The organism is Collimonas sp. OK242 (assembly GCF_900107095.1).
GTDB lineage: Bacteria > Pseudomonadota > Gammaproteobacteria > Burkholderiales > Burkholderiaceae_D > Collimonas.
This window is the reverse complement of record NZ_FNOR01000013.1, coordinates 155,626-179,983: the sequence shown is the minus strand read 5'-3', so window position 1 is coordinate 179,983 and position 24,358 is coordinate 155,626. Positions and strand designations below refer to the sequence as shown.

At 54.2% G+C, this 24,358-nt stretch carries 22 protein-coding genes; 19 read left to right on the top strand and 3 right to left on the bottom strand.

Going from position 1 to position 24,358, the window contains the following annotated elements; translation table 11 throughout:
* The 5 genes from BLV81_RS16050 to BLV81_RS16030 all read left to right on the top strand — a co-directional run.
* Positions 1-1,983, top strand: a 1,983-nt coding sequence (locus tag BLV81_RS16050) for an RHS repeat-associated core domain-containing protein (RefSeq protein WP_143036353.1), incomplete at its 5' end; no start/stop codon positions are given.
* Positions 1,980-2,987, top strand: a complete 1,008-nt coding sequence (locus BLV81_RS16045; RefSeq protein WP_092358028.1) for a right-handed parallel beta-helix repeat-containing protein — start codon at positions 1,980-1,982, stop codon at positions 2,985-2,987. The genes BLV81_RS16050 and BLV81_RS16045, both read left to right, overlap by 4 nt.
* Positions 2,988-3,112: 125 nt before the next feature.
* Positions 3,113-4,450 (top strand): RHS repeat-associated core domain-containing protein, encoded by a 1,338-nt coding sequence (locus BLV81_RS16040; RefSeq protein WP_176992856.1) that lies wholly within the window; start codon positions 3,113-3,115, stop codon positions 4,448-4,450.
* Positions 4,451-5,377 carry a right-handed parallel beta-helix repeat-containing protein gene (locus tag BLV81_RS16035; protein ID WP_143036352.1) on the top strand — a complete coding sequence of 309 codons (927 nt, stop codon included), beginning with the start codon at positions 4,451-4,453 and terminating at the stop codon, positions 5,375-5,377.
* A gap of 161 nt (positions 5,378-5,538) precedes the next feature.
* Positions 5,539-5,931: a hypothetical protein gene (locus BLV81_RS16030; RefSeq protein WP_092358022.1), complete on the top strand. Its 393-nt coding sequence runs from the start codon at positions 5,539-5,541 to the stop codon at positions 5,929-5,931.
* 630 nt (positions 5,932-6,561) lie between these two features.
* On the opposite strand, the gene BLV81_RS16025 is transcribed toward BLV81_RS16030, so the two are convergent.
* The 3 genes from BLV81_RS16025 to BLV81_RS16015 form a co-directional block, all read right to left on the bottom strand.
* A complete protein-coding gene (locus BLV81_RS16025; protein WP_092358020.1) occupies positions 6,562-8,091 on the bottom strand; it encodes a YifB family Mg chelatase-like AAA ATPase in 1,530 nt (509 codons plus the stop codon).
* Between the two features lie 135 nt (positions 8,092-8,226).
* Complete coding sequence (locus BLV81_RS16020; RefSeq protein ID WP_092358064.1) at positions 8,227-8,469, bottom strand: accessory factor UbiK family protein; 243 nt, start codon at positions 8,467-8,469, stop codon at positions 8,227-8,229.
* Between the two features lie 143 nt (positions 8,470-8,612).
* Entirely contained in the window at positions 8,613-9,083 is a 471-nt protein-coding gene (locus BLV81_RS16015) for a GNAT family N-acetyltransferase (protein WP_369823890.1), read from the bottom strand.
* Between the two features lie 331 nt (positions 9,084-9,414).
* On the opposite strand from BLV81_RS16015, the gene BLV81_RS16010 reads away from it, so the two are divergent.
* The 14 genes from BLV81_RS16010 (at position 9,415) to BLV81_RS15940 (ending at position 24,335) form a co-directional block, all read left to right on the top strand.
* A complete protein-coding gene (locus tag BLV81_RS16010) occupies positions 9,415-9,738 on the top strand; it encodes a hypothetical protein (protein ID WP_092358018.1) in 324 nt (107 codons plus the stop codon).
* A 295-nt stretch (positions 9,739-10,033) separates the two neighbouring features.
* On the top strand, positions 10,034-10,822 hold the full coding sequence (locus tag BLV81_RS16005) for a TorF family putative porin (RefSeq protein ID WP_092358016.1): 789 nt from the start codon (positions 10,034-10,036) through the stop codon (positions 10,820-10,822).
* An 88-nt stretch (positions 10,823-10,910) separates the two neighbouring features.
* Positions 10,911-11,249 (top strand): P-II family nitrogen regulator, encoded by a 339-nt coding sequence (locus tag BLV81_RS16000; RefSeq protein ID WP_014008135.1) that lies wholly within the window; start codon positions 10,911-10,913, stop codon positions 11,247-11,249.
* A gap of 13 nt (positions 11,250-11,262) precedes the next feature.
* Entirely contained in the window at positions 11,263-12,804 is a 1,542-nt protein-coding gene (locus tag BLV81_RS15995; RefSeq protein ID WP_092358014.1) for an ammonium transporter, read from the top strand.
* 126 nt (positions 12,805-12,930) lie between these two features.
* Positions 12,931-13,479 carry a GNAT family N-acetyltransferase gene (locus tag BLV81_RS15990; protein WP_255365264.1) on the top strand — a complete coding sequence of 183 codons (549 nt, stop codon included), beginning with the start codon at positions 12,931-12,933 and terminating at the stop codon, positions 13,477-13,479.
* 315 nt (positions 13,480-13,794) lie between these two features.
* Positions 13,795-15,093 carry a glutamate--cysteine ligase gene (gene gshA, locus BLV81_RS15980; protein WP_092358010.1) on the top strand — a complete coding sequence of 433 codons (1,299 nt, stop codon included), beginning with the start codon at positions 13,795-13,797 and terminating at the stop codon, positions 15,091-15,093.
* Between the two features lie 43 nt (positions 15,094-15,136).
* On the top strand, positions 15,137-16,078 hold the full coding sequence (gene gshB, locus BLV81_RS15975; RefSeq protein WP_092358008.1) for a glutathione synthase: 942 nt from the start codon (positions 15,137-15,139) through the stop codon (positions 16,076-16,078).
* Between the two features lie 132 nt (positions 16,079-16,210).
* A complete protein-coding gene (locus BLV81_RS15970; RefSeq protein ID WP_092358006.1) occupies positions 16,211-16,615 on the top strand; it encodes a PTS sugar transporter subunit IIA in 405 nt (134 codons plus the stop codon).
* Between the two features lie 63 nt (positions 16,616-16,678).
* Positions 16,679-16,948: an HPr family phosphocarrier protein gene (locus BLV81_RS15965; protein ID WP_092358004.1), complete on the top strand. Its 270-nt coding sequence runs from the start codon at positions 16,679-16,681 to the stop codon at positions 16,946-16,948.
* Between the two features lie 140 nt (positions 16,949-17,088).
* The gene (ptsP, locus tag BLV81_RS15960; protein WP_092358002.1) at positions 17,089-18,843 is read left to right on the top strand and encodes a phosphoenolpyruvate--protein phosphotransferase; all 1,755 of its coding nucleotides are present in this window, start codon (positions 17,089-17,091) and stop codon (positions 18,841-18,843) included.
* Positions 18,844-19,094: 251 nt separating this feature from the next.
* Entirely contained in the window at positions 19,095-20,273 is a 1,179-nt protein-coding gene (locus BLV81_RS15955; protein WP_092358000.1) for a homoserine O-succinyltransferase MetX, read from the top strand.
* Positions 20,263-20,865: a methionine biosynthesis protein MetW gene (metW, locus tag BLV81_RS15950; protein ID WP_092357998.1), complete on the top strand. Its 603-nt coding sequence runs from the start codon at positions 20,263-20,265 to the stop codon at positions 20,863-20,865. Before BLV81_RS15955 ends, metW begins: the two co-directional genes overlap by 11 nt.
* A gap of 138 nt (positions 20,866-21,003) precedes the next feature.
* Positions 21,004-22,260 carry an AmpG family muropeptide MFS transporter gene (locus BLV81_RS15945; RefSeq protein ID WP_092357996.1) on the top strand — a complete coding sequence of 419 codons (1,257 nt, stop codon included), beginning with the start codon at positions 21,004-21,006 and terminating at the stop codon, positions 22,258-22,260.
* A 152-nt stretch (positions 22,261-22,412) separates the two neighbouring features.
* The gene (locus tag BLV81_RS15940) at positions 22,413-24,335 is read left to right on the top strand and encodes a PrkA family serine protein kinase (protein WP_092357994.1); all 1,923 of its coding nucleotides are present in this window, start codon (positions 22,413-22,415) and stop codon (positions 24,333-24,335) included.
* Positions 24,336-24,358 lie beyond the last annotated feature (23 nt).

The window sequence follows — 24,358 nt, the reverse complement described above, 5'->3', positions numbered from 1 at the left end:
GGCCAAATCGAGAAACTGCCAAGCTGGCTGCAATGGGCCAAAGCTATTCTGCCAAAGCAGACCGTGGTCGCTGAGATCGGTTTTAATCCTTATAACGGTCTGACCGGCTATACCCAAGGCAACGGGATCAAGACGGCGAAAGGATTTGATATCGCCGGACGTTTGACTTCGATGAAGATCGGTGACGGCCGCAATAGTATCGCCAGCTGGCGCTATGATTACGGCGTCGGTCCACGCATCCGGGCTCTGCAGGCTGCCGCCGATACGCAAACCAATGCCAGCGGCAACATCGTCAAGGCCAGCTACGACTACAGCGGATTCGGTGCATTGAAACCCGTCGCAGCCTTGCCTCATCTGCAGACCGTTGCCGCCACACGAGACAGCATGGTGCGCAGCATCCGCAACCAGCGCGATGCGTTAGGCCGTTCGGTGGATGATGGTCAGTATCGGTATAGCTATACGCCTGAAGGGCAGATTGAAACGGTAACGGATGCAAAAAGCGGGAAGCCGGTAGCTACCTACCGCTACAACAGCTTCAGTCAGCGCGTGACAAAAATCGTCTACGGCAACAGCCAGAAAGACGCTGTTACTACCCACTATTTGTGGCAACAAAACCGTTTGGTGGCGGAGACCGACCAGCAGGGGCGCATCAGCGCGCAATACCTGTATCTGACCGAAGACGGCAAACCGGCGCCGGTCGCCAAACTGGAAAGCGCGGCAGGGAAATCCAGTCGCCTGCTGTATATCCATGCGGACCAGCGCGGTGCGCCGATTGCCATGACCGACAGCGACCAGCATGTCGTCTGGCAGGCGGAAGTTGCGCCATGGGGACAGGCGAAGATTCAAAGCAAGGACGGCAGCACGCTTCACCTGCGCCTGCCTGGTCAGTATTACGACGCCGAGACCGGTCTGCATGACAACTTCCATCGGACCTACAATCCTGCCACAGGGCGCTACTTGCAACCTGATCCGTTGGGATATCTGGATGGGCCGGATCCCTATTCGTATGTGCAGGGGGATCCGATCAACAAGGTTGATCCGCTAGGGCTGTATGAAGAAGATATTCATTACTACATGACCTACTTTCTGGCGATGGCGGCTGGGGTGGATCCTAGAATGGCCTATATAATTGCAACCGGCGACCAATATGTCGACAATAATCCCGCCACATATCCGCTCGCTCCAAGTTATTTTACGGCAGCGTGGGACATCCTCACCAATAACGCCGAGGTGCAAAACCGGCTGGCTAGTTATCATTTCACACAGACACCCGACGACGATCTCACAAGCGACCCAGCCACACGCTACTATGATCCAAAAAATCCGCAGTTAACTCGACTGTTCAACGCGTCGAAAAACGCGGGCGATCTCGGTAGCCAATGCGCCAAAGCTGTGATGTATGGTGAGTACTTGCATGCGTTTGAGGATACGTTCGCCCATCGGCGCTACGACAACAGGCCCGTTGCAATCAACGCTGGCTTTGGGCATGCCGTGTATGGCCATTTCCCTGATCATACGTACAATGAAACCCAAATTTTTGGACATGACTGGAGTTACAACGAAGACCGTTCTCTGGAGGCGGAGCACGAAGTGTTCGAACGCTTACGTGCCGACTGGGGAGCAACAACGAATCAGTCGCATACTTGGGAAGAAATTGAGCCGATGCTCAAAGGTGTCGGAAGTGTGGTGGGATTTAATGCGACGAAGGAAGACAGCAGTAATACCAGCGATTTTGCTGGGGCGAGCAAGAAAGTGGATATGCTGAATGACCAGCTTCAAAAATGGGGTTATCAATTTGTGGGTGTGAATGGAGATGTGGGAACACTTGATTTAACAGTGGAAAATAGAGGGCAATACAAGATCCAACAAGGCCAAGATAATCGTAATAATTTTTTGCGGTATAAGGACGATAGCAACGGTTATAAAACTGGGGATGCTTTCAATGAAAATGATTCAAGTTTCGAAGGTTCAATTTTGCCATGATGTCGAAAATAATGATTCGAATTAACAGATTAGGTGCGATGTTCTTGGCAAGCGTAACACTATTTTTGGGAGCGGTCGGGGTTGCACAAGGTCTGGAAAAGGAAGAGACATCGAAGACAAATATTGTTCAATACCGCGGGGAAAACTGCATTGAATTGAAAGACTTTAACAAATGGTCGGTTGGCGTTTTTAGGTCTGGAAACTATTGTGTTGCCCAGGATTTGTATCAAACGCTTCCCATGTTTCGTCTGCCGCATCAAGCTGTCCCTATGGGGGCATTAATTAGCATTGATAGTGGGAACGTGACAATCGATTTGATGCGACATAGTCTTTCGGCAAAGATCCCATATGGTAAAGGCGTCTGGCTGTATGACGGCCGTTTGCTATCGAATGATGGTGGCAGGATCGCACCTTATCGCGCGATTAGGATCGGCAATGGCAGTATTACGACGTCAAAGCAAGCTAGCGTTTTCATGGTGCATGCGGGGAATGAAAAAAATGTCCGGTTCTATCACAAAATGTTGGGTGTCGATGTTCGCTCTTCAGCTGGAAAACTTGCAGACTACGATGGTGATATATCTCAATATCGTTCGACTGAATATGTTCTAGAGAATTTGACGCTAGAGGCCGACGGCACGGTTATCATCATGCAAGGCAAGAGCAATGTGATTCGCAACTGCAAAATCATTGGTGGCAACGGTGCTGTGAATTTGTACGGCCCCAATCTGGTATTCGAGAACAATGAAATCATTCTGAGAGCCAAAGATCAAAAAGAAGCAGGTGATGAACCACCGGTAGCCCTATATCTGGAAGATGCCGCTGACAGCGTAGTGCGTAACAATCGTATTGTGATAGAAGGCCGGGCCACGGGATCCGAGGCTATCGTATTAAAAAATTCACGGAACGTCACACTGGAAGGTAATACCATCACGGGAGCCGAGGAGGCATATAAATTGCTCGACGACAGAAGTTCAGTCAGAGCCGCTGTGAACATAATGCGGTAGCGTTTCTCAAAGAACCAACGTCAAATATTTACGTGATATTCCCGCGATGCGGTTTCATGAAAAAGATGGCGTGAATCTATATCTCATAAGATGCTACCCACTATTTATAGCAGCAAAGCTGGTTGGTGGCGGAGACCGACCGGCAGGGGCACATCAGCGCGCAATACCTGTATCTGACCGAAGACGGCAAACCGGCGCCAGTCGCCAAACTGGAAAGTGCGGCAGGAAAATCCAATCGTCTGCTGTATATCCATGCGGACCAGCGCGGTGCGCCGATTGCCATGACCGACAGCGACCAGCATGTCGTCTGGCAGGCGGACGTTGCGCCATGGGGACAGGCGAAGATTCAAAGCAAGGACGGCAGCACGCTCAACCTGCGCCTGCCTGGTCAGTATTACGACGCCGAGACCGGTCTGCATGACAACTTCCATCGGACCTACAATCCTGCCACAGGGCGCTACCTGCAGCCTGATCCGCTGGGATATCTGGATGGGCCGGATCCTTATTCGTATGTGCAGGGGGATCCGATCAACAAGATTGATCCGTTGGAGTTATACCAGTCGGATATTCACTATTACATGACCTATTTTCTTGCCATAGCGGCCGGGATAGACAAAGAAGACGCCAGGACGATTGCACTTGCGGCCCAGTTTGTCGACGATAATCCCTTGACGGAACCAATCGATTTAGATGAAACAGGTTCGCCCGAATATATAAAATCCATATTCGATAATCAACCTCGTCTAAAGAACTACCATTTCACGCTTTCGGATGGTACAACTGGCACGACAGAAGAAAAATACAAAAATAATAATCTTGACCTTGCTCTAACCGATCCTAGCCAACAGCTGCTGAATCTTTTGCATGCAGCTGAAAACGCACCAACAAAATGCCCAAGTTTGCAATTTTTTGGGGAATATCTCCATGCGTTTCAAGATACATTTTCTCATCGAAATTCAAATGATATTCCTGTCGATGCTGTTTGGCATGTCCCTCTTTCTGATACACAGCTTGGAATCGGACATGGCTATTTGGGTACCAATCCAGATATGACCTACAACCACTCTGGCTGGAATACCAACGAAGCTCGGACGTTGGAAATGGAAAAGGACGTGTACACGCAAATGATTAATATGAAAGGGCAACTAGGGATATCTACAGCTGAGATTGCATTTAGTGATCTCGAACCTTTCCTCGAGCAATATAACGCTACAAAGGCGAATGAAGACACTATAAAGGAAGATGCAAGTATCGATCCAACCCATCCGAATTTTGCTTCGAAGGTCGGGGAACTACAAGTAGTGTTGAAGTTGTTGGGCTTCGAAGGAATTGACATGACGCCAAAAGGAGCAGACGGATACATGAGGCCAGAAGCTGAAAGTAATAGGTTGAAAAATCTAGACGGCTTGGATCAAAAAGATTATCCGGGAACTTGCATTACATCTTGTGTAAAGGCGAATTAAGTGTCAAAACGAAACGTCATAAATGCTTCACTTGCATCGGCGAGATCATTGGCAACTATACGTAGAAGAAATACATTCTTTAATAAATGTATTGTGCTAATAGCCGGTAATGTTGCATTGCTTGGATGTACATTTTCTGAGTCGGCATGTGCGGCGGATGCTATTAGCAATCCAGTTACGTCATGCGAAGTGCTTCACTGGGATCGAAAAGGATCTGCATTTCCATATCTTTCGGTAGTTAAGCCCGGAAAATATTGCATTGATCAAGATTATCGTTTCAGTTGTTCCGAATGGCTGGGGAGCTGTGGCAGTAGCGCATTCTTGGAAATATTCGCGAACGATGTTGAGGTGGATTTGCAGGGACATACCTTGAGCTTGTCGGGAAGCTCTATCGAGATTTTTGGACGCGGCCGTAACATTGTTATTAAAAATGGCGTGATCAAAAAAGGAAAAATTGCTATTCAATCGCTGCATGCGCCAAGCTCCGACAATATCAATAGAGGTGGGGGCTATACGGCGGATCGCTTTGACGCAGATAATTTCACTCGGGTTGAAAATATGCGCATTGAAACGGGAAGTATTGCTATCTCAGCTGCCAATGCTGTAGTACGCAACAATGACGTTGCATTGAATGCCGGCTTCCTGGCGCCAGTAGTTATCCGTGGCCCTCATCCGGTAGTTGAAAACAATCGATTAACGAGAAGCACGCAGCCGTCGAAATTTTCTTCCTATGGGATTTATCTACGGGACGTGGAGCATGCTGTAGTGCGTGGCAATACCATCAGGAATTATGGGACAAGTGGAAATACGGCAGCAGTTGCTTTGCGGGATAGTCAAAGCGTGCACATGGAGAACAATCGCATAGATAATTTTGAGCGGCCTCTCGAACAAATCGATGCCACTGATGGACAGGCAGGCGTCAATTGAACTCAATGAGGTCTATTTTTATAGAACCACCAGCTAAGTTTTTTGTTGAAATAACGGACACGATGTGATCAAACGTAACAGCGGGTTGCAAGTGTGTATTCGTCGAATTAAGAAGCGCTGGCACGACTCGCCGTCTGTAAAAAAAACAAAAGGAAAAAGGAATGAATATGAACATCAAGAAGAATTTTCTTGCACTGGGACAGACAGGAATTTTGTTGATTGGTGGATTGACAGACGTTGCGCATGCGAGTGGTGGAGAGCTATGGGTTGGCTTTGCCGCCATGACCTGTGTCGTACAAAATCCTGCCAACGAAAAGTCGCCTGTAGGCAAGAACTTGCTTTCGATGCCGCAATTCCAGCAGCAGTTTGCCACCATGAGCGCGGCTCGCGAATGCATCGTTCGGAAAAATTTACTGTCGAGCGAACTGTGTAGTGCTCTGTTGCAGGGCGAACCAAAAATGTCAAAGGTTCAGATCCACGAGTTGTATGAGAAGCACTCGACAGAAATTCAAGGATTGCAGAGTCTCAGTGACTGTGAGACCAGTAAACATTAGCAATGGCAAATAAGGTACTGAAGAACGTGAGGCAGACGCTAATGGGCAGCGGCTAATTACTTGATGAGAGAAGTTCAGTCAAGGCGATGGAGAACATGGCACGGCACCCCGGTAAATAATCAAGATGGTGGCAGTCAAGACGCATCCTGGAAATGTCGCTTCTTAGAGTTGTCTTGCGAACATATCTCTGCAGCGGTGAGTTATGGGTTGGTCCCGCCGCCATGATTTACATCGTGCAAGATCCGGCCAACGAAACGACAACCATGGACAAGAATTTGCTGGCTGTGCCGTAATTCCAGGAACAGGTGTCCGTCATGGGCAAGGCTCGTGAATGCATCGTTCGGAAAAATCTACTGTTGAGCGAACTGTGTAGTGCTTTGTTGCAGGGTGAACCAAAAATGTCAAAGGTTCAGACTCACGAGTTGTATGAGAAGCATTCGATAGAAATTCAAGGACTGCAGAGTCTCAGTGACTGTGGGACCAGCAAGCGTTAGGGATGGCATATAAAGTACGGAGGAGCGCGAGGCTGACGCTAATGGGCGGCGATAAGCTGCTTGACGAGAGACGCGCAGCCAGAGCAATGGCGAACACGGGCCGGTACGTTCGTCTTCAACGCAGCACTACCCTCTGTTAAACATCATTCAAAGCGCGCCGATACTGGATTGCTTCCGCCACATGGGTTGAGGCAACCTGATCGGCGCCGCCCAGATCTGCGATCGTGCGGGCAACCTTGAGTACGCGATGATAGCCGCGTGCCGACCAGTTCAGGCGGGTCATTGCTCCTCGCAGCAACTTTTCTCCGGCACTGTCGGGTTTGCAGTATTGATCGATTTCTTTGGCCGACAAACCATTGTTCTGTTTGCCCTGGCGTGCCAGTTGCAGCACGCATACCTGTTCCACTCTGGCAGCTATCGTCGCCGACAGTTCGCCGTTGGCTGCTTTCAATAATTGATCCTGAGGTAGCGCAGCCACCTGAATCTGCATGTCGATCCGATCCAGCAATGGGCCGGAGATTTTGTTTTGATAGCGCAAGATATTATCGGGCGTGCAGCGGCACTGTTTTACGGCATCTCCAAAATAGCCGCAGGGGCAGGGGTTCATGGCCGTGATCAGCTGGAATTGCGCGGGGAAATCGGCTTGCCGGGCCGCCCGCGAAATCGTGATGTGGCCGGATTCCAGCGGTTCGCGTAATACTTCCAGCACGCGCCGGTCGAATTGCGGCAGCTCGTCAAGAAACAATACGCCGCGATGCGCCAGTGAAATTTCACCGGGACGGGGCGGGCTGCCACCGCCCACCAGTGCTACGGCCGATGCCGTGTGATGCGGGGAGCGATAAGGCCTTACTTTCCAGGCTGCATTGGAAAAGCCGCTGGCGAGCGACTGCACTGCCGCCGATTCCAGCGCGTCGCGATCGCTCATTGGCGGCAAAATGCCAGGCAAGCGCGCCGCCAGCATCGACTTTCCAGTGCCGGGCGGCCCCATCAGCAATACGCTATGGCCGCCGGCTGCGGCTACCTCCAGTGCGCGCTTGGCTTGCAACTGACCTTTTACATCGCTGAAATCCAGATAGTGAGGCGGTTTTCGTTGTTGTTTTGCAACATGGCGCGACAACCTTGTTTCTGCTTGCCGAGAACTGAAGTGGCTACACACTTGTAATAGGCTGTCGGCCGGTAAAATGCGGGCATCGGTAACCAGCGCCGCTTCATCGGCGCTGGCGCGCGGCAGGATGAAGGCGCGGCTCTTGGTGGCAAGCGGATTAGCGTTCTGGGCAGTCATGGCAAACGTCATCGCCAGCGCGCCGCGTATCGGCCTCAGCTCGCCGGATAGCGACAGTTCGCCGGCAAATTCATAGTCATCCAGTTCATCCGCCGGTATTTGTCCGGAGGCTGCCAGGATGCCGAGCGCAATCGGCAAATCGAAGCGGCCTGACTCTTTCGGCAAATCGGCCGGCGCCAGATTAACCGTGATACGGCGCGAGGGAAATTCAAAACGGGCATTTTGCAGCGCCGCGCGGACCCGGTCTTTGGATTCCTTGACCTCGGTTTCGGGCAGGCCGACGATAGTAAAAGATGGCAGGCCGTTGGCCAGGTGGACTTCAACTGTGACTGCGGGCGCTTGCATTCCTGCCAGCGCTCGGCTCTTGAGTACGGCCAGCGTCACTGGCGCGACATCATGGGTGCCTCAAAAACCTACTGCGCGGCGCAATCTCGACACTGCGATGCTCACCGTACTTTCGTACGGCTGCGCTTCTCGTGCCGACCTTGCGCCGCTCGCTACGGTTTTTCGAGGCACCCATCATGGGCGCTTCAGTTGCGCTTCAAGCTCGGTCACGCGGGCTTCGAGAGCTTCAAGTTTTTCACGCGTGTTGGCCAATACCTGCGCTTGCACGTCAAATTCTTCGCGTGTGACCAGATCCAGTTTGGCGAAACCCTGGCCCAGCATTGCCTTGACGTTCTTTTCGATATCTTTAGCAGGTGAATTTTCGATGGCTTGATTGATTTTGGCCTGGATGTCGTCAAAAAAGTTGGGTTTGTTCATGATCGGTCGCCCTTTGGCAGTAAATAAAAAAATGATAACCGATACGCGCAAACCCGGCATTGAAATCGCGATTCGGCGCGGCGATTTAAGCCATTACTGCTTTGTGGGAATCATCCTGCCGTCCAAGAAGATTCAGCATATTCTTAATCGAGCTGCTTGCGATATTGCACGAAACCTGAACGCACCGCGATGCGGTCGTACAGTTGCATGGCGGTCTTGTTGGTCTCATGCGTCAGCCAATGCACGCGCGTGCTGCCGGCGGCTTTGGCTTCTTGATACACGTGTTCGATCAGTTGCCGGCCGGCGCCGGTGCCGCGTTGCTGTGGAGAAACGTACAAGTCTTGCAAATAGCAGGAGTCTTCCACGGTCCAGCAAGACCGCTGGAAAATCCAGTGGACCAGGCCGACCGCCTCACTGCCCACCATCGCCAGTGCGCCAAATATCGGCTCCTTGGGATCCAGCAAACGCTGCCAGGTTAGCAGGCGCGTGGCCTGCGGAATGTCAACTTCATAAAAATCCTGGTAGCCCTGCCATTGCTGCTGCCAGATAACAAAATCCTGTTCGCCGAGCGGTTTGATATACGTTTGTACGCTTGATGTTGATTCTGAAGCCAAGATAACCTCCTATGAGAATACGGTGACGATGGACGATGAAGAAACGAAAGCAGCGTCTATCGTAGTGATCGTAACGCCATAAGTTGGCATCATCAAAGATCCAAGATTGCTTATATTTATAGGTCCAATGTGAAGCCTGTGCCGCCCCTTTCGATGAATCTGGATCCCGCCGGCATTGCACTCGATCCCGGCAAAGGCTCGGCCAAGCAACTCTGCCTGGCGTTGCGCCAGCGGATCCTGGCAACTGCCGCCACCGTAGCCAGGTCTGACACGCAAGCGGCGGCAAGCCCAACCGTACAGCAGTCATCCATGCAGCACCATTTGAGCAGCTATGGCGAGCGGCGCCGGATGTCCGATGGCCCGGCGCGATGCCCTGATGGGAGCCTGGACGCCTCTGTTTGGGCAGCAACACCCTTTGCCCAAGGTCGCCGCAGGTCTGCACTTGAGCCTGCCCCTGAGCAGTGCAGAGCAGGAGATCCAACTGGTGGCCCGGGCCATCGCCGCCGCCGTTGAAATCAATCCGCTTAGCCGGTTTCTGTTGCCTGGCCAAAACGTCAACCAGCAACATCGGGCCGGCCTGGTATTGGGTTTTGCCGGCGTCGACGAAACGTCGATTCGGCGCGCATTATCATCTCTGCAACAAGCCTGGCGTTGAACTGTAGTTGACTACGGGCTGTCATGTAGTTCTTTTCTGGATTTTTCGCACCAAAATTGATCTTATTTAAATGTCCGCTCTATTGTGGTGCATTTGTTTGCCAAAATTTCCTACGGAGGAACGTTTTTTATTATTTATTTGTTAATAGTTAATAAAAAGCAGTGGGTAAATGTCTCCACAATAGGTTGCTACGGGCCAAAAGGAGCGATCTGACCAGTTGGCATGGGTTCTGCTATGGAAAGCTTGAAGAGTACTGATTTAGCAGTTTTTCATTCAACATACCACAGGGACAACCATGAAAAAGCTGATTTTAGCCTTAGCAATAGCCTCATGTTTTACAGCAAGCCTGGCCTATGCCGAAGATGCCAAGCCGGAGGAAGCCAAGCCGGATAACGAAATCAGTTACAACATCGGCGCCGTCAACGACTATCGCTTCCGCGGTATCTCGCAAACGCGTTTCGACCCTGCTGTACAAGGTGGCGCTGACTACACCAATAATCCGACCGGCCTGTATGCAGGAACCTGGTTGTCCAACATTAAATGGATCAAGGATGCGGTCGACAGCGCCAATACGGGCACCGGCGGCAAGGGACCGGTGGAGTGGGATATCTACGGCGGCAAACGCGGCGATCTGCCTGGCGGTTTCACGTATGACGTGGGCGGTTTGTACTACTACTACCCAACCAATAACTACTCCCAAATCGGCAGAAACGCCAATACCTTCGAGCTGTATGGCCAGATCGGCTATGGCCCGGCCTATTTCAAATATTCGCATGCGATGACCAACCTGTTCGGCACCGTTAATAGCAAGAACAGCGCTTACTACGATGCCGGCGCCAATTTCGATGTCGGTGCGGGCGTCACGCTGGGGCTGCACCTGGGCCATCAAACGGTGGAGCACACCAGCTTTGCCAGCTATACCGACTGGAAAGTCGGCGTCACCAAGACCTTCGATCAGCTCGCCGGCATCACGTTGGGGCTGGCCTATGTCGGCACCGATGCCAAGGATGGCGCTTATGTCAGCCCGAGCGGCAAGAACCTGGGCCGCAACGGCGCTGTGTTTTCTGTAGCGAAGACCTTCTGATCGACGCAAAACAGCAGTATCCACGGCGGCAGGCGTAAAGCTATCCATGCACTCCACGCAAGCCGCCCCCAAAATAAGCGAGGCCGACATGAAACTGATTACAGCAATCATCAAACCATTTAAGCTCGACGAAGTGCGTGAAGCACTTTCGGCGATTGGCGTACAAGGCATAACCGTGACCGAGGTCAAGGGTTTTGGCCGTCAAAAAGGCCATACCGAGCTATACCGCGGCGCCGAGTATGTGGTCGACTTTTTGCCGAAAACGAAAATCGAAGCAGCGGTAGATGACAGCATTCTGGAGCAGGCCGTAGAGGCGATTGAAAATGCCGCCCGCACCGGCAAGATCGGCGACGGCAAGATCTTTGTGTTTGATCTGCAGGAAGTTATTCGTATTCGTACCGGTGAAACCGGCAAAGACGCAATCTAAGGGGATAAAAAAAATGAACAGAATGCTTACTACGATTTTAGCGGCTTGTGCGCTGATCGCGGCAACTTCGATGTTGCCGGCATCGGCCGCCGACGAGGCATCCGCCAGCGCCAGCGTAGCAACGTCGGCCAGCGCAGATGCTTCAGCTGCTTCAGCTGCTGCGCCTGCAGCGGCAGCACCGGCTGCACCTGCAGCGGCCGCCGCTGCCGCCAGCGCTCCAGCCGCAGCGGCGCCTGCCGCGCCGGTACCGAACAAGGGCGACACCGCCTGGTTGTTGGTGTGTACCGCGTTCGTGATCTTGATGACTTTGCCCGGCCTGGGTTTGTTCTACGGCGGCCTGGTACGCAGCAAAAACATGCTGTCGGTGCTGATGCAGTGTTTCACTGTGTTCTCGCTGATCATCGTGCTGTGGATACTTTACGGTTACAGCATCGCATTCACGGAGGGCAATGCTTTCTTCGGTGGCTTCAGCCGTCTGTTCTTGCATGGCATGACACCGGATTCTGTCGCCGCCACTTTCAGCAAGGGCGTGGTAGTGCCTGAGTTTGCCTACGTGGTGTTCCAAGGCGCATTCGCTGCGATTACCTGTGCCCTGATCATCGGCGCTTTTGCCGAGCGCGCCAAGTTCTCCGCGATCCTGGTCTTCACCGTGTTGTGGTTCACTTTCGCTTACCTGCCGATGGCGCACATGGTCTGGTTCTGGCCTGGTCCGGATGGCTTTACCGACGCTGCCGCTGCCGAAAAAGTGACCGCTGCCAGCGGCTGGCTGTTCCAGAAGGGCGCGCTGGATTTCGCCGGCGGCACCGTGGTGCATATCAATGCCGCTATCGCTGGTCTGGTTGGTTCGTATGTGATCGGCAAGCGCGTCGGCTTCGGCAAGGAAGCGTTCAAGCCGCATAGCCTGACCCTGACCATGGTCGGCGCATCGCTGCTGTGGTTCGGCTGGTTTGGTTTCAACGCCGGTTCCGCCCTGGAAGCCAACGGCAGCGCCGCGCTGGCCTTTATCAACACCTTGTTGGCGACTGCCGCTGCAGTACTGAGCTGGAGCGCCGGCGAATGGATCGGCAAAGGCAAGCCATCGATGCTGGGCGGCGCTTCCGGTGCTGTTGCCGGCCTGGTGGCGATTACGCCTGCCGCCGGTTTTGTCGGCCCGATGGGCGCCTTGGTCATGGGCTTGCTGGCTGGCTTCGTCTGCCTGTGGGGTGTTACCGGCCTGAAGAAATTGCTGGGTGCGGACGATGCGCTGGACGTGTTCGGCGTGCATGGCGTCGGCGGTATCATGGGCGCATTGCTGACAGGCGTGTTTGCTGCGCCTAGCCTGGGCGGAACCGGCATCTATGACTATGTCGCCAATGCCGTGACGCCGGACTATTCGATTCCCGGCCAACTGTGGATTCAGTTTGAAGGCGTGCTGACGACCCTGATCTGGTCCGGCGTGGTTTCGCTGATCGCATTCAAGCTGGTCGACATCGTCATGGGCTTGCGTGTAACGGAAGAAGAAGAGCGCGAAGGCCTGGACATCTCCAGCCATGGCGAATCTGCTTATCACGATTAAGTTTTACCGAAAGGCGCCGGATAGCTGCAACAAAGCTATCCGGTGCGATGTTCCGTGTAATCCCGGGTCGTTAGCGATGGCCCGGGATTTTTGTTTTCTGCCATACTTGTTTCAGGGGATTTCAGCTTGGACCCGTCCATTACTCCGCAACGCTTGACCACATGCACGGTTGAAGACGTCAGGGCGGATCAGTTCGATCAGGTAGTCGGCCCGCTGGCCGAGATTCTGATGGCTTGCGTAGGACAGGGCGCCAGCGTCGGTTTTCTGGGCAAGCCGGATGCGGAAGATGCATTTTCTTTCTGGTACGGTGTCAGCGGCTCGCTGGTGAGCGGCGGCCGTCGCCTGCTGGTGGCGCGCTTTGCCGGACAGATTGTCGGCACCGTGCAGCTGGTGCTGGCGGCGCCGGCCAATGGCCGTCATCGCGCCGAAATTTCGAAACTGCTGGTGCACCCCGACGTACGGCGCAAAGGCGTCGCGCGGATATTGATGCAACGGGCTGAGGCAATCGCGCGCGCCGACGGCCGCTCCTTGCTGGTTCTGGATACGCGCACCGGCGATGCCGCAGAATCCTTGTACGGTTCGCTCGGCTTCGAATTGGCCGGCATCATTCCCGCCTATGCCCGTTCGACGGCCGGTAAATTGACCGACACCAGTTTCATGTACAAGCGGATTTGATGATTGCTGATTATCACGTTTGATTCGATGTCAATATGGCATTCTTGAAAAGGCGCCTGATGGCGCTTTTTTGTTTTTCCGGGGCTTTAAAAATTCCCGATTGACCCGATGTAAACTTGGCTCGTATACCAGGCCAATGAGCCGGTCGTTGGATCATCATGTTAAGTGGCGTCACACCGGGTAACCGGCGAAACAATGCATTTCCCGTTAGAATCTGCGTCTCTTGCCTGCCGAGGAAGTCCTGAAAGGATATTTCCATAGCAGGCGGTTGCGCAAGTTGCAGACGCTACATAGTTCCCAAAAAGAAAGCTTTATATGGTTCCCCACCTTGTCACCGCCCTGAACGGCCCTTTGCTCGAACTGGAAAAGAAAATCCTCGCGGCCACGCCTGCCATCGAGCGCTGGTTCCGGATGGAATGGCAAGAGCACACGCCGCCATTCTATTGCTCGGTCGACTTGCGCAACTCCGGTTTCAAGCTGGCGCCGGTTGATACCAACCTGTTTCCAGGCGGATTTAGTAACCTCTCGCCGGAAATGTTGCCGCTGGCAATACAGGCTGCGATGGCAGCCATCGAAAAATATTGTCCGGATGCTAAGAATCTGTTGCTGTTGCCGGAACTGAACACACGGAATACTTTCTATTTGCAAAATGTAGCGCGGCTGATGCAGATTTTCCGTCAGACCGGCTTGCATGTCCGGCTTGGTTCGCTCTCGGAAGATTTGAAGGAGCCGCAAACCATTGAATTGCCGGACGGCAGCACGATCACGCTGGAGCCGCTGGAACGTTCCGCCAACGGGCGTCGCCTGGGTCTGAAGAATTTCGATCCCTGCACCATTTTGCTGAATAACGATTTGTCTTCCGGCACGCCGTCGATTCTGGAAAATCTTAACGAGCAAAACCTGTTACCGCCGCTGCACGCCGGCTGGACCGTGCGCCGCAAGAGCAACCATTTCGCGGCCTACGATGAAGTGGTCAAGAAATTTTCCAAACTGGTCGATGTCGATCCGTGGATGCTGAATCCGTTTTTCGCCAAGGTCGACCAGGTCGATTTCCAGGCCGTCGACGGCGATGACAAATTAGCCGCCAGCGTCAGTTCGCTGCTGGCAAAGATACGCAAGAAATACAAGGAATACGGCATCACGGAAAAACCGTTCGTGATCGTCAAGGCCGATGCCGGCACCGACGGCATGGGCGTGATGAGCGTGACCGATGTCAGCCAGATCAAGGAGTTGAGCCGCAAGCAGCGCGAGAAACTGTCGCTGGGCAAAGCCGGCGGCGAGATCCATGACCTGATCATCCAGGAAGGCGTGCATACTTTCGAGCATATCAATGATGCGGTGGCGGAGCCGGTGGTGTACATGATCGACCGCTATGTGATCGGGGGGTTTTATCGCGTGCATGCCGAACGCGGCATCAATGAAAACCTGAATGCGCCGGGTGCCCATTTCGTACCGTTGGCCTTTGCCCAGCAGCATGCGTTGCCGGATATGCTGGCCAAACCAGGCACCACTGCGCCGAACCGGTTTTACATGTACGGCGTGGTCGCGCGTTTGGCCTTGCTGGCGGCTTCGCTGGAGATGGAAAAGACCGATCCGAATCCGGAAGAATATTAATATTGATTAGCACTCTGTCCTGACAGTCATTGGGCCCAAAAAAATGAAAATTGCTTTCCTCGCCGATCCGCTCGCTACCTTCAAGACGTATAAGGACTCAACCTACGCAATGATGGTCGAAGCCGTCAAGCGCGGCCATACCATCTATGCGTTCGAGCAAAAAGACATGGCGCTGGAAAGCGGGATTGTCACCGCCAACGTGATCCGCGTCAGCCTGACCGGCGACGACAAGGACTGGTACCGCGCCAGCGCGCCGGCGTCCATGTTCTTGTCGGAATTCGATGCGATCCTGTTGCGCAAAGACCCGCCTTTCGACATGGAGTACATCTACACCACGTATTTGCTGGAGCTGGCGGAAACACAGGGCGCCCGGGTATTCAACAAGCCGCAGGCGATCCGCGATCACAATGAAAAGCTGGCGATCGCACAATTCTCGAAATACACTTCGCCCACCCTGGTGACGCGCGATGCGGCGCGTTTGCGCGCCTTCCATGAAGAACATCAGGACGTGATCCTGAAACCGCTCGACGGCATGGGCGGCACCGGCATTTTCCGGGTCCGGCAAGATGGCCTGAATCTTGGATCGATCATTGAAACCCTGACCGACAACGGTCATCGCACCGTCATGATCCAGCGTTTCATTCCTGAGATCGTCGCCGGCGACAAGCGGGTGCTGGTGATTGGCGGTAAAGTGGTGCCCTTTTCGCTGGCGCGGATTCCGCAAGGCAGCGAAGTGCGCGGCAACCTGGCAGCCGGCGGCATCGGTGTGGCGCAGCCGCTGACGGCGCGCGATCGTGAAATCGGCGAAGCACTTGGACCGGTGTTGCTACAGCGCGGTCTGTTACTGGTAGGATTAGATGTAATTGGCGATTATCTGACGGAAGTGAATGTCACTAGCCCGACTTGCTTTCAGGAAATTAAACAGCAAACCGGTTTTGATGTTGCCGAGATGTTCATCAATGCGCTGGAAGCAGCGCTGCAGTAATCGCGCAGTAATCGATTACCGCGATTTATCTTGTCCTGATCGTCACGGTAAAAGTCGCGAAACAGGATGGTCGTTGTTGTAAAACCGCTGTAAACCCGGACAAATCCGCAAGCAGGATTTGAGATTGACACTATGATTGGCATTCTTCTTTTAACCCACGCCCCACTGGGCCAGGCATTCATCGCAGCTGCCTCTCATGTATTTCGCCAGACGCCGGAGCGGCTCGAAGCGATCGACGTGGTCGCCGACCAGAATCCGATTGAAGTGCAAACACTGGCAAAAGAGGCTGCGGCGCGGCTGGACGATGGTTCCGGCGTGTTGGTGATCACTGATGTCATGGGCGGCACGCCGTCCAATTGCACGCTGCCGTTTTGCACCGGCAGCCAGACTCAGGTGATTGCCGGCATCAGTTTGCCGATGCTGTTGCGCGCCTTGACCTATCGTAACGATACCCTTGACGTGGTGACCGAAATGGCGTTGGCCGGCGGTCAAGGCGGCGCGGTGCGGGTCGATAATCGGGTGCGGGTGGCGCACTAAGGCACTAAGGCGGTACGCCAAAGGCTGGGTCTTTCAATAAATCAAATATTAGATAAAAGACAAATGATTCAACAAGAAATCGAAATCATCAACAAACTCGGCTTGCACGCTCGCGCGTCAGCTAAATTTACACAACTGGCAAGTAAATTCAAATGTGAAGTCTGGATGACCCGCAACAAGCGTCGCGTCAACGCCAAGTCGATCATGGGCGTGATGATGCTGGCAGCCGGCAAGGGCAGCACGATATTGCTGGAGGCCGACGGCGAGGATGAGAAAAACTGCTTTGATGCCTTATATCAGCTGATTCAAGATAAATTCGGCGAAGGTGAGTAAGACGGCCTGCAATTGAGCGCCCTTCGACAGTTTTGAGCCCGGTTGCCTTGGAGATGGAGCATTGCCGCTAGCCATGCATGGCAGCGCTTGGACTCTGTCTCGCAATTGATAAAACATATTCTTTTCAGCGGGCTGACCAGATGGCATCCTTTACCTTACACGGCATTCCGGTTTCGCGCGGCATCGCGATCGGCCGCGCCCATTTGCTGGCGCCGGCGGCAATGGACGTCAAACACTACTTGATAGGCGAAGCCGAGGTCGAAGCGGAAGTCCAGCGTTTGCAAAACGCGGTGGCCAAAGTGCGCACCGAACTGCAGACCATCCGCAGCGATTTGCCCAAGGAATCCCCGCCCGAGCTGGGTGCTTTTGTCGATGTCCATCTGCTGATCCTGGCGGATCCGATGCTGGCCGAGATGTCGCTCGATATCATCCGTAACCGCCAATATAACGCCGAGTGGGCGCTGGTGACCCAGATCGACGAATTGTCGGCGCAGTTCGACGAAATCGAAGATCCCTATCTGCGCGAGCGCAAAATGGACGTGCTGCAAGTCGGCGAGCGTCTGCTGAAAGTGCTGACCGGCACCTCCACCCGATTGCCGGAGGTCGATAGCGACGGCGCTTCTTTCGCCAATATCGTGGTGGTCGCGTATGACATTTCACCGGCCGACATGCTGCAATTCCGCGACCGCGCTTTCGCCGGTTTCGTCACCGATCTCGGCGGCCAGAACTCGCATACCGCGATTGTGGCGCGCAGCCTGGACATTCCGGCAGCGGTCGGCATGAATAACGCCTCCCGGTTGATCAAGCAGGATGACTGGATCATCATCGATGGCGACGCCGGCGTTGTGATTGTCGATCCGGCAACGGTGATACTCAAGCAATATCGGGAACGGCAGGCACAGCTGCTGCGTTCGCGCCGGAAGCTGGGCAAGATCAAGAAAACCCGTGCGGTTACCCTGGACGGCACCGAAATCACCTTGTTGGCCAACATCGAGCTGCCTAGCGATTGTGCGGCGGCGATGGATGCCGGCGCCAGCGGCGTCGGCCTGTTCCGGTCGGAATTCCTGTTCATGGGCCGCATCGGCCCTCAACATGAGCTGCCGACCGAGGATGAGCAGTTTGAATCGTATCGGCAGGCGGTAGCGGCAATGAAGGGGCGGCCGGTCACCATCCGTACATTGGATGTCGGCGCCGACAAGCCGATCAATACCGAGGAGCAGACGGCGCTGAACCCGGCGCTGGGTTTGCGTGCGATTCGTTATTGCCTGGCAGAGCCGCAACTGTTCCTGACACAACTGCGGGCGATCTTGCGCGCCTCCGCCTTGGGCAAGGTCAAATTGCTGATTCCGATGCTGGCGCATGCCTTTGAAATCGATCAAACCCTGGCAATCATCGAGCAGGCCAAGCAACAATTGCGCGATGAAGGCATCGCCTTCGACGAAGCCATCCAGATCGGCGCCATGATTGAAATCCCGGCGGCGGCCCTGGCTTTGCCGATGTTTATCAAACGCATGGATTTCCTGTCGATCGGCACCAACGACCTGATCCAGTACACGCTGGCGATCGACCGTGTCGACCATGAAGTGGCGCATTTGTATAACCCGTTGCACCCGGCAGTCTTGTTTTTGTTGTCAACCGTGATTGCATTAGGCCGCAAAGCCGGGATCCCGGTGTCGGTATGCGGCGAGATGGCGGGCGATGTCAAATTCACGCGTTTGTTGCTGGGCATGGGTTTGCTGGAGTTTTCCATGCATCCGGCACAGTTGCTGGCGGTGAAACAGGAAGTGCTGAACAGCGATCTGGACGACCTGATGCCGCAAACCAAAAAAATCCTGCGCAATACCGAGCCGAGCGCGATTGCTGCGGCTGTCAGCCAGATGCGCATGCCGGCATAGCTGCCGCCATCAGCCTGTCCTGGAGTTCCAGTTTGACGCCAGGCCCCGACTTGGTTATTCTTGAGCTATCGCGCCGATTTGAATGGTCTTACCACCTCAGCTTGCGGGCGCGCGGCATCACCTGGTTTGCGGACCGGATGATGCTAAATAAATACGGCTAAAGCGAGCTTGAAGTACAAGCCCTGAATTTAGCCCGATATGCGAAAGCTCTCGGGCTTTTTTTATTTCCAAACAACACAAGCGTACGAACCATGTCCCAAGGAATAGTTTCCCCGCAATCCATGCATTTCGCGACGCCGCTGCAGTTGCAAAGCGGCGCGCTGCTGGCGGATTACACGCTGGTGTACGAAACCTATGGCAGCCTCAACGCCGACAAATCGAATGCGGTGCTGGTCTGCCATGCCTTGAACGCCTCGCATCACGTCGCCGGCGTATATCAGGACGACGCAAAGAGTGTCGGCTGGTGGGACAACATGGTGGGGCCAGGCAAGGCGCTCGACACCAATAAATTCTTTGTCATCGGCGTCAACAACCTGGGTTCCTGTTTCGGCTCCACCGGGCCGATGCATATCAATGCCGCCACCGGCAAGCCGTATGGCGCGGAATTCCCGGTAGTGACCGTGGAGGACTGGGTGCAAGCGCAGGCGCGTCTGGCCGATGTGCTGGGCATCACGCAATTTGCCGCCGTCATGGGCGGTTCGCTGGGCGGCATGCAGGCGCTGGCCTGGAGTTTGTTGTATCCGACCCGTCTGCGCCACTGCGTGGTGATCGCTTCGACCCCCAAACTGTCGGCGCAAAACATCGCTTTCAACGACGTCGCGCGCCAGGCGATCCTGACTGATCCGGGTTTTCATGGCGGCAATTATTACGCCTATGGCGTGGTGCCCAAGAACGGCTTGCGCGTGGCGCGCATGGTGGGCCACATCACCTATCTGTCGGATGACGACATGGCGGAAAAATTCGGCCGCGACCTGCGTTCCGGCGCTTACCAGTTCGGCTTTGGCATCGATTTTGAAATCGAGTCGTATTTACGCTATCAGGGCGATAAATTTTCTGAATATTTCGACGCCAACACCTATCTGCTGATCACCAAGGCCCTCGATTATTTCGACCCGGCCAAGGAATTCGGCGGCGACCTGACCCTCGCCCTGAGCAAGACTCAGGCGCAATTCCTGCTTGTATCGTTCATGACCGACTGGCGTTTTTCGCCGGAACGCAGCCGCGAAATCGTACAGGCCCTGGTAAACAATAAGCGTCGCGTCAGCTATGCCGAGATTGACGCACCGCACGGCCACGACGCCTTTTTGCTGGATGACCCGCGTTATATGGCGGTGGTGGGCGAATACTACAACCGCATCTGGCAGGAGCTGGAGCAGCCAGCCGTATCGAATGCAGTTACTGAAGTGGCAGGAGCGGTAAATGAATTTTGATCAACTAAGCAGTTTGCGCCCGGACCTGGCTTTTATTGCACATTGGGTGCGCGGCGAATCTCAGGTGCTCGACCTCGGTTGCGGCGACGGCGTCATGCTTGATTATCTGCAATCCGACAAGCAATGCGCCGGCTACGGCGTGGAAATCGATGACAGCAAGATCCCGGCTTGCGTAGCGCGCGGCGTTTCGGTGATTCAGCAGGATATGGAGGCCGGGCTGAACCTGTTTGCCGACGATGCCTTTGATACCGTGCTGTGCCTGTCGGCTTTGCAAATGATGAAAAATGTCGAGGGCGTATTGCGCGATATCGCCAGGGTCGGGCGCGAAGCGATCGTATCCTTCCCCAATTTCGCCTACTGGCCGCACCGGGTAGCGTTAATGCGTGGCCGCATGCCGGTTTCCAAGAGTTTGCCGTACGAATGGTATGACACACCCAACCTGCGTTGCGCCACCATCAAGGATTTTGAGGAACTGGCGAATGAAGTCGGCCTGGAAGTGCTGGAATGCGTCGCCCTGCATGATGGCCGGCCGATATCGGTGTTGCCGAACTGGCGTGGTAGTCTTGCGGTATTCCGCTTGCGCAAGAAATAAATAAGGCCGCATAACTATTTTGGTAAAACGCTAGCCACGTCCTTTCCGCGTTCGCGGGAATGACGGCGATTTCAGGCCGCGGTCTGCAACTGCAGGCCGGCGGCATACCCTAAACTCCCCGCCGCCGCGGGCGCATCCATGACATCAGATTCAAATCCCTGGCATCACTATCTCAACCGGCGCATGCTGATTTGCGCCTTCCTCGGCTTCAGTTCCGGCCTGCCGCTGTTCATTCTGCTCAGTTTATTGCAAGCATGGCTCAGTAAATCCGGCCTCGATGTGAAGGCGCTCGGCTTATTCGCGCTGGTGATGTTTCCTTACACCTGGAAATTCGTGTGGTCGCCGTTGATGGATCGTTTTCATTTCGGCAAACTCGGACGCAGGCGCAGCTGGATGATGTTGACCCAGGCCAGCCTGTTCGTCGCCATCGGCGGCATGGGCATGCTCAATCCGCATACGCAGGTGGCGGGGATTGCCTGCATCGCTGCGCTGGTGGCGTTTTTATCGGCCAGCCAGGATATCGTGATCGACGCCTATCGGCGCGAAATCCTGCCGGATAGCGAACAGGGCCTGGGCGCTGCCATCAACGTCAATGCCTATAAGGTGGCCGGCATGGTGCCGGGCGCCTTGTCGCTGTTCCTGGCCGATCACATGAGCTGGCAGGCGGTATTCTGGATCACGGCCGGGTTCATGCTGCCAGGTTTGATCTGCACCTTGCTGATCAAGGAGCCGACGGTGTACGGCGTGCCGCCAAAGAGCCTGCGGGAAGCCGTCTTGTTGCCGTTTCAAGAATTTATTGCGCGGGATGGCTGGCGTAGCGCATTGTGGATACTGGGTTTTATTTTTCTGTACAAGCTCGGCGACAGCATGGCAACCGCGCTTGCTACCCGGTTTTATATCGATCTCGGTTTTTCGCTGACGCAGATCGGTGTGATTTCCAAGACCACCAGTTTGTGGGCCAGTCTGGTTGGCGGCCTGGTCGGCGGCATCTGGATGGTGCAAATCGGAATCAATCGCGCCTTGTGGATTTTTGGCGTGGTGCAAGCGGTGACCATCCTCGGATTCGCCTGGCTGGCGCAGGCCGGGCCGGATCCTCTGGTGCTGGCGATCGTGATCGGCGGCGAGGCGTTCGGTGTCGGTCTCGGCACCGCGGCTTTTGTCGCGTATATCGCGCGCACCACCGATCCGCGCTACACCGCGACGCAATATGCCTTGTTCACCAGCCTTGCTGCGGTGCCGCGTACCTTCATCAATTCCTCGGTCGGTTACATTGTTGCAGAAACCGGCTGGTTTCATTTTTTCATTTTATGTTTCGTGCTGGCGCTGCCAGGGATGTTGATTTTATTCAAGGTCGCGCCCTGGAACGGAAAAACAGAAATCCCTGTTGCATCTTAGAAAAAGGATTAGAATCAAATCGTGTAATCCTCTTCTGGGCCGCATCGAAAAATGAAGCTGGCCGATCAAGGAACTGTGCGTATCTGAAGAGGTCGAAATCGCTAGAAATAATCTTCAATTTGTTTTCGCAACATCGTTGATGCGGGGGTGATATGGATATCTACAGCAGCTTTGCGAGTCGGTTCGACAAAACCAGAGAAGAAGAGTTTTCCTTAGAAGAATATCTTGCGCTTTGTAAGACTGAACCCGGCTGTTATGCAACAGCCGGCGAACGCATGCTGATGGCGATAGGCGAACCGCAACAAGTAGATACTCGCCACGACCCTTCCTTATCGCGCATCTTTGCCAACAAGGTGCTCAAGGTCTATCCGGCGTTCAAGGAATTCTACGGCGCCGAAGAGGTGATCGAACAAGTGGTCGCCTATTTCCGGCACGCGGCGCAAGGCCTGGAAGAGCGCAAACAGATTCTCTATCTGCTTGGTCCGGTCGGCGGTGGCAAGTCGTCGATCGCCGAGCGCCTCAAACAATTGATGGAACATGTGCCGTTCTATTCCCTTAAGGGATCGCCGGTCAACGAATCGCCGCTGGGCTTGTTCGATTACGAAGAAGATGGCGCCATCCTGGAAGAGCAATACGGCATTCCGCGCCGTTATCTGAAATCGATACTGAGCCCGTGGGCTGTCAAGCGCCTGCATGAATTCAATGGCGACATCCGCAAATTCCGCGTGGTAAAACGCTATCCGTCGATCTTGCGGCAAATCGCCATTTCCAAGACCGAGCCGGGCGACGAAAACAACCAGGATATTTCAAGCCTGGTCGGCAAGGTCGATATCCGCAAGCTGGAGCAATATTCGCAGGACGACGCCGACGCCTACAGCTATTCAGGCGGCTTGTGCCTGTCCAATCAGGGTTTGCTGGAATTCGTCGAAATGTTCAAGGCGCCGATCAAGGTGCTGCATCCGCTGCTGACTGCAACGCAGGAAGGCAACTTCAAGGGAACGGAAGGTTTTGGCGCGATTCCGTTTGACGGCATTATCCTGGCGCACTCGAATGAATCGGAATGGAAGGCGTTCCGCAACAACAAGAATAATGAAGCGCTGCTGGATCGTATTTACATCGTCAAGGTGCCGTATTGCCTGCGGGTGTCGGAAGAAATCAAGATTTACGAAAAGCTGATACGCACGTCTTCCTTGGGCAAGGCGGTTTGTGCGCCGGGAACCTTGAAAATGATGGCGCAATTCTCGATCTTGACGCGTCTGGGCGAGCCGGAAAATTCCAGCATTTTCTCGAAAATGCAGGTGTATGACGGCGAGAACCTGAAAGACAGCGATCCGAAAGCCAAATCGTTCCAGGAGTATCGCGATTATGCCGGCGTCGATGAAGGTATGACCGGGGTCTCGACCCGGTTTGCCTTCAAGATATTGTCACGCGTGTTCAACTTCGATTCGACCGAAGTGGCGGCCAATCCGGTGCACCTGATGTATGTGCTGGAACAGCAGATCGAACGCGAGCAGTTCCCGCAGGAGCTGGAACAGAAATACCTGTCCTACGTCAAGGATACGCTGGCGACGCGCTATGCCGAATTCATCGGCAAGGAAATTCAGACCGCCTATCTGGAATCGTATTCGGAGTATGGTCAAAATGTCTTCGACCGCTACGTCACCTATGCCGACTTCTGGATTCAGGATCAGGAGTTCCGCGATCATGACACGGGAGAAAGCTTCGACCGCGCCGCTTTGAACGCCGAACTGGAAAAGATAGAAAAACCGGCCGGCATCAGCAATCCCAAGGATTTTCGTAACGAAATCGTCAATTTCGTGTTGCGCGCACGGGTCTCGAACGCCGGCAAGAATCCGCTCTGGACCAGTTACGAAAAATTGCGTGTGGTGATCGAGAAAAAAATGTTCTCGAATACCGAAGATTTGTTACCGGTTATTTCATTCAACGCCAAAGGTTCGAACGAAGAGTTGCGCAAGCATGAAGATTTCGTCAATCGCATGGTCAGCAAAGGCTACACGCCGAAACAGGTTCGCTTGCTGTGCGAATGGTATCTGCGCGTGCGCAAATCGTCGTAAGGTGCGCATTGGGTACGCATTGG

What these genes read in the sequence shown, in the direction of transcription:
- BLV81_RS16000 (WP_014008135.1), top strand. Translation starts at nt 10,911, where the DNA reads ATGAAACTGATTACAGCAATCATCAAACCATTTAAGCTCGACGAAGTG.
- BLV81_RS15970 (WP_092358006.1), top strand. Translation starts at nt 16,211, where the DNA reads ATGATTGGCATTCTTCTTTTAACCCACGCCCCACTGGGCCAGGCATTC.
- BLV81_RS16005 (WP_092358016.1), top strand. Translation starts at nt 10,034, where the DNA reads ATGAAAAAGCTGATTTTAGCCTTAGCAATAGCCTCATGTTTTACAGCA.
- BLV81_RS16045 (WP_092358028.1), top strand. Translation starts at nt 1,980, where the DNA reads ATGATGTCGAAAATAATGATTCGAATTAACAGATTAGGTGCGATGTTC.
- ptsP (WP_092358002.1), top strand. Translation starts at nt 17,089, where the DNA reads ATGGCATCCTTTACCTTACACGGCATTCCGGTTTCGCGCGGCATCGCG.
- gshA (WP_092358010.1), top strand. Translation starts at nt 13,795, where the DNA reads ATGGTTCCCCACCTTGTCACCGCCCTGAACGGCCCTTTGCTCGAACTG.
- gshB (WP_092358008.1), top strand. Translation starts at nt 15,137, where the DNA reads ATGAAAATTGCTTTCCTCGCCGATCCGCTCGCTACCTTCAAGACGTAT.
- BLV81_RS16020 (WP_092358064.1), bottom strand. Translation starts at nt 8,469, where the DNA reads ATGAACAAACCCAACTTTTTTGACGACATCCAGGCCAAAATCAATCAA.
- BLV81_RS15955 (WP_092358000.1), top strand. Translation starts at nt 19,095, where the DNA reads ATGTCCCAAGGAATAGTTTCCCCGCAATCCATGCATTTCGCGACGCCG.
- BLV81_RS16030 (WP_092358022.1), top strand. Translation starts at nt 5,539, where the DNA reads ATGAATATGAACATCAAGAAGAATTTTCTTGCACTGGGACAGACAGGA.
- BLV81_RS16010 (WP_092358018.1), top strand. Translation starts at nt 9,415, where the DNA reads ATGGCGAGCGGCGCCGGATGTCCGATGGCCCGGCGCGATGCCCTGATG.
- BLV81_RS15965 (WP_092358004.1), top strand. Translation starts at nt 16,679, where the DNA reads ATGATTCAACAAGAAATCGAAATCATCAACAAACTCGGCTTGCACGCT.
- BLV81_RS15940 (WP_092357994.1), top strand. Translation starts at nt 22,413, where the DNA reads ATGGATATCTACAGCAGCTTTGCGAGTCGGTTCGACAAAACCAGAGAA.
- BLV81_RS15995 (WP_092358014.1), top strand. Translation starts at nt 11,263, where the DNA reads ATGAACAGAATGCTTACTACGATTTTAGCGGCTTGTGCGCTGATCGCG.
- metW (WP_092357998.1), top strand. Translation starts at nt 20,263, where the DNA reads ATGAATTTTGATCAACTAAGCAGTTTGCGCCCGGACCTGGCTTTTATT.
- BLV81_RS15945 (WP_092357996.1), top strand. Translation starts at nt 21,004, where the DNA reads ATGACATCAGATTCAAATCCCTGGCATCACTATCTCAACCGGCGCATG.